The following is a 6,660-nucleotide window of genomic DNA, read 5'->3' as shown; positions in this document are numbered from 1 at the left end:
CAAATTTCTCTGATACTTTTACCCATTTCTCAATTGTTGTTCTACTTTGTATACCATGCTTCCTAGCCAACAAGACATATCCCAATTTTCCCTCTTGATACTCTCTTACTATCATTAATTTAAATTGTTCGCTGTATTTAGCCATAAAAATACACCCCAAAAGTTAGATTTTACTCTAACTTTTGGGGTGCAGTACATGACCGGTGACCCTCCTTTTTCATGTGGACGGGCTTTATAAACCTCTCTTATCGACCGGCGACCCTTTATTTTCCGGTGAACAGGCTTTATGAACCTCTCTTATCGACCGGTGACCATCCATTTTTCGGTGGACGGGCTTTATGAACTAAAGCTTACCCTAAGAGGAACATCCGCTACCACAACTAGAACAACGTGAGCAACTTGAACCTCCATCTTGACCGCCTCCGTGACCTCCATCCCCATGACCAGAACCATCCGAAGCAGTCCCGCAAAAGATGGCAGTTGAGCAGCCGCTAGTGTAATTGGCCGCGTTGGCATACGTATACGCACTCGCATACTTCCAATAATCATCAAAATAAAAGTAAGAGAAAAACACCATTACAAGAGACAGATTGGTCATTTCACCGTACCTTCTCTGTTTAGCAAACTGACCTTTTTCGTCCACTTGATACATAACTTCCGCATCACTTACCTGCTGCTTCATTTTTCTGACGAGATACTCAACTGTATTCCTATTATCTTCATTAACTTTAAAATATCTATTAATCAGCCATTCATTACTTTCTTCCTTGAATTCTTGTAAGACCCTTTTATCAATTGGATATTTAAAAAAACTTCCCCAAGATTTCCAACTAAATTCAGTGATCGTAAACAACTGTGAAAACACCCAATCAAAAAAAGCTCGTTCCTGTGGTGCAGGAGTTGGACTAGTATTAGGCGTATGATGCAGCATTTTCCCAACAAATCGCTCCGAAAAAGTTTGATATTTTTGCGTAAAAAGCAGCATCGTATGCCAAACATCATCCACTTCTTCACTGAACATAGGCGTTTCCTTTAACATAGCTGCAAGCAATAAATAACGCTTTAATTCAAAAAGTCGCCATTCAAATTCATCTTCCGTCCGTTTCGGATTATCTTGAAGAAAACGCTGCTTCACTTGTTCAACATAGTCTGAATTCAAGGCGGAATCTAATTTTTCAAGCAATGGTGTCACAGGAACAGGGGTAAGCACTCCCAAATGCTCAGGTATATTTTCTTTCGCTAATTTAGGTCGGTTCCTTGCCGCTAGTACCACTACTCCTGTAACCACTCCTGCTAGCAATAAAGCGGCAGTTACAATTCCTGCAACCAAATGAATCACCGTCCTTACTTTATAATAGTTTAATACGTGTTAAAATTTGCGAACAGTGACTGTCACTGTTCGCCTATGTGGAGTCCTAAAAATAACCCAAAATTAAACCTATTGAGGCTTAATTTTGGGTTTTGATTTTATTCGGCCCATACGTACCAAGGATTCCAGCGATTCAATCAAACGTTTGATTAGTTTTTTTAGACCTTATGTACCAATGACAAGCAGTGCAGTCACTATTTTCCAACCAAAATCTACCACTTAACCTTACAGTCCCTCCAAATGAGCGACTTAACCTAGAGGATCTTCTCCAAATCGTTCCCAAAGGTTTGGAAACATCTCTTCTAGATCATCTTCGTCTTCCCAATCAAATTCAATTTCTGTATTATCTACCAATCCCTTTTGAGACAGCAACTCTAGCATCTCGTCATACAAATCTTCATCCCAATCTTCTGGGTCACCATCCTTTTTCAGTGTATAGGCATCAAAACCTACATTTAGAAAATCCTCGTATTCCGGAACACCTTCATCTCCCAAATTTTCATCAGTTATATAATTTGCCAAAAAATCGGGTTCCTTCAGTGTTTTCTCATATACCTCTTGTCCTTGTGAAATGAGCCATCCTCTAAAATAATCAAAAGAATCATCAGAGCATCCTCCCATTATCAGATAGGCTGCACCCCATAGATGAGATTGATAGCTTTCCTTCATGTAACCTTCGAAAATAAACTCAAAATCCACGATCTCATCTATCGACTTCTTACTAAGTTCTTCTGTTAACCATTCAACCTGGTCTTCTTTGTAACACTTGGACTGCTCTATTAAATTCCAGTATTCCGTTTTATTCACTCTATGACCCCTCCAGTATATGCAGATATTACCGTTTTTCCTTTTACCAAAAATATTTATTAATTCCTATTTTATCAAGTATCATAATTTATTTACAATCAAAAAAACTGCGATACCGTTAAGGAATATCGCCATTCTAAGGGTTCTACTTCTTTTTAATAATTCGCTATTATACTAGGTATGCCCCTAAGGCCACCATCGCTTTCTTTAATGCTTGTTCATAGGCCTTATCCTTACCAACTACAGTACGAAAATCTGCAACGTCTCGAACTGTCGAACGTCCTTCAATTTCATACCCATTATTAAAATAAGAAGACATATCGTTGATTTATCACTCATACGATGGAATTTTTTCTCTACGAGCATTCTTCTAATTTAATCCGTTTTTCATCCTTAATCGGATGGGTTCGAGAATACGGGATGACGATATGGTCATACATATGGTGATTCTTACAAGTTACGATAAGAATTTTTTCCCCTTTATGTTCCACTTGATTGATCTCTCCGCATATTGGACAAATACTATCTATGAACATACTTACCATTTACCGCACTCCCTTTAAATTATTTGGTTAATAGGATGAAAACATCTTAGAACAAAGGTTGTGTTACTTTATATATTTCATTTCCGAAAAAAAATACCTTCTAATATTGAAGGTACTTAATTTTTCTTACATTGGATTTACGCCTTACAAAAGCAGAACTACTTTCCAATATTGGTTTAAAAACCACATCTAACTAAATACAACAAAACACTCCAATTAAGGTTTAACGGAAGGTTATTTGCATAAACATTTTAGTATATCAGGAGGTTATTAATCTTATTATTGAAAAATGTTGACAAACTATTAGCTGGTTTAGTTGAAGAAGGGGTCCTGATGGCAAAACGCGAATTTCGTATGAAATCCGCGTTTGTTGGTGAGGATAGCTAACTATATGTCAAGGTTGACCTTTGTTGATCTAGTCATTCTGCTTGCCGTGATCTCTCTGAGCTCCCCTATAGCTTCCAATTAAATTTTGATAACCAGGAAGTTGACTAGAGAGTAAAGCGCCAAAACCTTCAACGTCGTTGCGCCAATCGCGTTGTAATTCGCACGCTACGCTAAACCAGTTCATAAGCTGTACTCCACCATGGGCCATACGCATTAATGACGCGTTCGCTACTTGTTTGCTAAACGTTCCGGAAGCATCAGTGACAACAAATACTTCGTAACCAGCATTTACAGCAGATAGTGCCGGGAACGCAACACAAACATCAGTAACAACTCCTGCTATAATTAGTTGTTTTTTACCTGTTTCTTCAATGGCTTTAACAAATTCTTCATTGTCCCAAGCGTTAATTTGTCCAGGCCGAGCTATTTTTGGCGCATCAGGAAAGATCTCAACCAATTCTTGCATTAGTGGGCCGTTAGGTCCGTTTTCAAAGCTTGTTGTTAAAATAACTGGTAAATCAAAAAACTTAGCGGTGTTAGCAAGAGCCAAAACATTGTTCTTGAATTCATCAACACCATAGTCACGCACTAGGCCGGAAATAAGGCCAGTTTGATGATCCACTAGAAGAACGGCAGCATCATCTTTGGAAAGACGAGAATAGAGATCAGACATTTTATAATCCTCCTTTAAATACCGAATCGAAGAAAGTTCATATATCGGCAAATTTACCTTAAACTCCTTCGTTTGTTACAATCAGTTTATGAACTTTATAGGTTTATAGATAAACCAATGACAACAAACTATTTACTGTCAACAATATTTATATATATAAAAAATCATCACAAAAAATTACTTGATGATGTTCTGTATTCTTTGGTTAATTTAAAAAGGAGTGTGATCGATCCAATGAATAAATTGTTGTAAATAACGCTCAAGATATCGTTTTGTTTTTTCGTCAGTAAGCACTTTCTGATCGGAGTCAATCTTTTCATGTACTTGCGAAATCAGCACTTTTTGAAATGGAAGAACCTGAGCTTGCATTGCTTCTAATATTTGTCTGATTTGCATTTGAGCAAAGGCAGTCCCTAATCCCCCAGGTGTTGCTCCGATTAAGCCAACCGGTTTTCTTCTAAGAACGGAGGACTTCGGAGTTCTTGACGCCCAGTCTAATGCATTTTTTAGCACGCCCGGAATTCCAGAATTGTACTCTGGACTAACGATAATAATACCGTCAACGTCCTGAATAGCGGACTTAAATGATGTTACTGTTTCTGGATCACCGCCAATTTCTAAATCTTCGTTAAACAAAGGAAGATCGTTGATTTCGATCCAGCGAAATTGAGCGGCATCACTCATATCTGTCAATGATTGAGCAACGATTCGGTTATAAGAATTTTTTCGTAAACTTCCACAAATAAGGCCGATGGTTTTGGGCATAGAGATTCCCTCCTTGTTTGAAATCAACTTTAATAATACCATATTTTATAATTTATAGGAGGTATTTCCAGTGATGGTAGAAAAAAAGGTGACTTGGTTAGAACTTTTTTATGACTTGCTATTTGTGGCAGCAGTTGCAACTACTACTCATGTTTTACTTCATGTTGAAAAAGGTTATATTTATCCAGAATATCTATTAAAGTTTGCTCTAATGTTTATCCCGATATGGTGGTCTTGGACTGGACAAACAATGTTTATTAATCGGTTTGGACAAGATTTTTTGCATCAACGTATCTTTATAATTCTTCAAATGTTATTTGTCCTTGTTATGACATCCAGCTTATCGGAAGATTTTGATCAATACTATCTCCCTTTTCTTATTGGCTATATTGGAGTAAGGGCACTAACGGCAATTCAATATCTTGTTGTTCAGAATCTAGAAGAAGGGGATAGAAAAACGGCTGCTCGGTTTTTAGGAACATGTTTTGGGATTGGAGTCCTCATCTCATTTCTCTCTATCTTTTTTGATTCATGGATTCGATACGCCGTGTTATATGCAGGAATTTTTATAGATGTTATTGTGCCTGTTTTCGGACGCAGGTATTTGGTAAAAGCCCTGACCAATACGGCTCATTTATTAGAACGATTTGCTTTATTGACATTAATCCTTTTTGGAGAATCGGTCGTCAGCACCCTATTTGTACTACAGCCCCAAAAAGGTGATTGGAATTCGATCTCATTTTCGATTATTTCATTTATACTTATCATTTCGATGTGGTGGCAATATTTTGATAATGTAGAAAAGAAGGTAGATAAGTCGATTCATGGGGCAGGACAAACTATTATTTACGGACATCTGTTTATTCTAATGTCTTTGAGCATGATTGCAGCATCTATCAAACTGATGTTTTTATATGAGGTCCATTATTCATTTATCGTATATTTTGTATTTAGTTCTGTATTGCTCTATTTCATTTCAACTACCATTGTTTTTCATCAATACAGGTATGAACAACACCGTCTGAAAATTTATCATTTAGGGCTGTTTTTAGGGATTTTAGCAGCCTTTTTTATTATTAATTTAATCATGGTAGTTCCAAACATTGTCATAATGGGAGAATTAACTCTATTTTTTATCATCTATGCTAAATTTACAACCACTTAATAAAATACGGAAAATTTAATAATGGGGGTCCTGAAGCATGCCTATCAAGCTAATTCGAATACATGTCCCCCATGTAAGGAAAATACGCAATCCTTTTAGTTCCTATTTAAAACATGGAAGTTCCTCTCCCGTATTTTATTCCTCCATAAATTCCTTTTCAAATATCCAAATAATTTTCATGGTAATATTCTGCCCATTTTTTACCCCCTACTAACCTAATTTCTTTTTAAATGGGCATAATCTAAATACCATATGTACGCTGATTTTAAGGAGGAACATAATGATACCAAAGCTAACGATATATTTTCCTTGGATATTTACAGTAATACTCCTAATTTCAGCTTTGATATTTGCTATTTGGAAAAACCTAAAGATATATTATCCTACAATCATTTTTGCTATTAGTGTAGACTTCTTTATCTCTATAATTACTTATGAACACTCTTTATGGTATTTCCATAAAGCTTTTTTAGTTCCAAATCATACCTTAGCTGATTTTTCTATAGCTTTTACAAACTTACCCCTAATCATATTAGTTTATCTCACACGGTATCCATACAAAGCACAATTTTTTAACCAACTAGTTTATATTTCCTTTTGGGCAATTTTATTTACGTTCATTGAGACGATATTTTTATTTTTAAAACTCTTGTCTTATCACAATGGATGGAATTTTTGGTGGTCATTGGTTGTTTGGTTTTTTATTTTCATTGGTATTATACTTCATAATAAAAAACCATTATTTGCATGGATACTCTGTATTTCGTGCACGATGTTCCTAATTTTTTATTTTCAAATACCAGTTTTAAAGATGAAATAATTATTAAAGATGAGGATTTCCGTTAGTTGAAAAAGCCTATATTAATGATTTTGGCATAATCATTCTATTAACGTGCTAAAAAGCAGTGTGATTTTGTACTGCACCCCAAAAGTTAGAGTGAAATCTGAC

General features: G+C 36.0%; 9 protein-coding genes. 2 read left to right on the top strand and 7 right to left on the bottom strand.

Annotated features, from left to right (window positions below):
- From J7E67_RS32450 to J7E67_RS27610, 7 genes are all read right to left on the bottom strand, one after another.
- Positions 1-145: transposase (locus J7E67_RS32450; protein ID WP_214733229.1), on the bottom strand; the 145-nt coding region annotated here is incomplete at its 3' end.
- Positions 146-355: 210 nt separating this feature from the next.
- Positions 356-1,330 carry a glycine-rich domain-containing protein gene (locus tag J7E67_RS27635; RefSeq protein ID WP_214716312.1) on the bottom strand — a complete coding sequence of 325 codons (975 nt, stop codon included), beginning with the start codon at positions 1,328-1,330 and terminating at the stop codon, positions 356-358.
- A gap of 288 nt (positions 1,331-1,618) precedes the next feature.
- Complete coding sequence (locus J7E67_RS27630) at positions 1,619-2,176, bottom strand: DUF4240 domain-containing protein (RefSeq protein ID WP_214716311.1); 558 nt, start codon at positions 2,174-2,176, stop codon at positions 1,619-1,621.
- A 169-nt stretch (positions 2,177-2,345) separates the two neighbouring features.
- The gene (locus tag J7E67_RS27625; protein WP_214716310.1) at positions 2,346-2,495 is read right to left on the bottom strand and encodes a hypothetical protein; all 150 of its coding nucleotides are present in this window, start codon (positions 2,493-2,495) and stop codon (positions 2,346-2,348) included.
- A 37-nt stretch (positions 2,496-2,532) separates the two neighbouring features.
- Positions 2,533-2,721, bottom strand: coding sequence for a hypothetical protein (locus J7E67_RS27620; protein WP_214716309.1), 189 nt, complete (start codon positions 2,719-2,721; stop codon positions 2,533-2,535).
- A gap of 415 nt (positions 2,722-3,136) precedes the next feature.
- Positions 3,137-3,781, bottom strand: a complete 645-nt coding sequence (gene ycaC / locus J7E67_RS27615; protein WP_214716308.1) for an isochorismate family cysteine hydrolase YcaC — start codon at positions 3,779-3,781, stop codon at positions 3,137-3,139.
- Positions 3,782-3,991: 210 nt separating this feature from the next.
- Complete coding sequence (locus J7E67_RS27610; RefSeq protein ID WP_214733228.1) at positions 3,992-4,546, bottom strand: NADPH-dependent FMN reductase; 555 nt, start codon at positions 4,544-4,546, stop codon at positions 3,992-3,994.
- Between the two features lie 73 nt (positions 4,547-4,619).
- Here J7E67_RS27610 and J7E67_RS27605 point away from each other — a divergent pair, with 73 nt between their 5' ends.
- Positions 4,620-5,711 carry a low temperature requirement protein A gene (locus J7E67_RS27605; RefSeq protein ID WP_214716317.1) on the top strand — a complete coding sequence of 364 codons (1,092 nt, stop codon included), beginning with the start codon at positions 4,620-4,622 and terminating at the stop codon, positions 5,709-5,711.
- Positions 5,712-5,991: 280 nt separating this feature from the next.
- A complete protein-coding gene (locus J7E67_RS32445; RefSeq protein WP_374102988.1) occupies positions 5,992-6,531 on the top strand; it encodes a CBO0543 family protein in 540 nt (179 codons plus the stop codon).
- Positions 6,532-6,660: the final 129 nt, after the last annotated feature.

The sequence above is a fragment of the Bacillus sp. ISL-46 genome, from assembly GCF_018613205.1.
The sequence above is the reverse complement of the archived record's forward strand: the minus strand, read 5'-3'. Positions and strand labels throughout refer to the sequence as shown.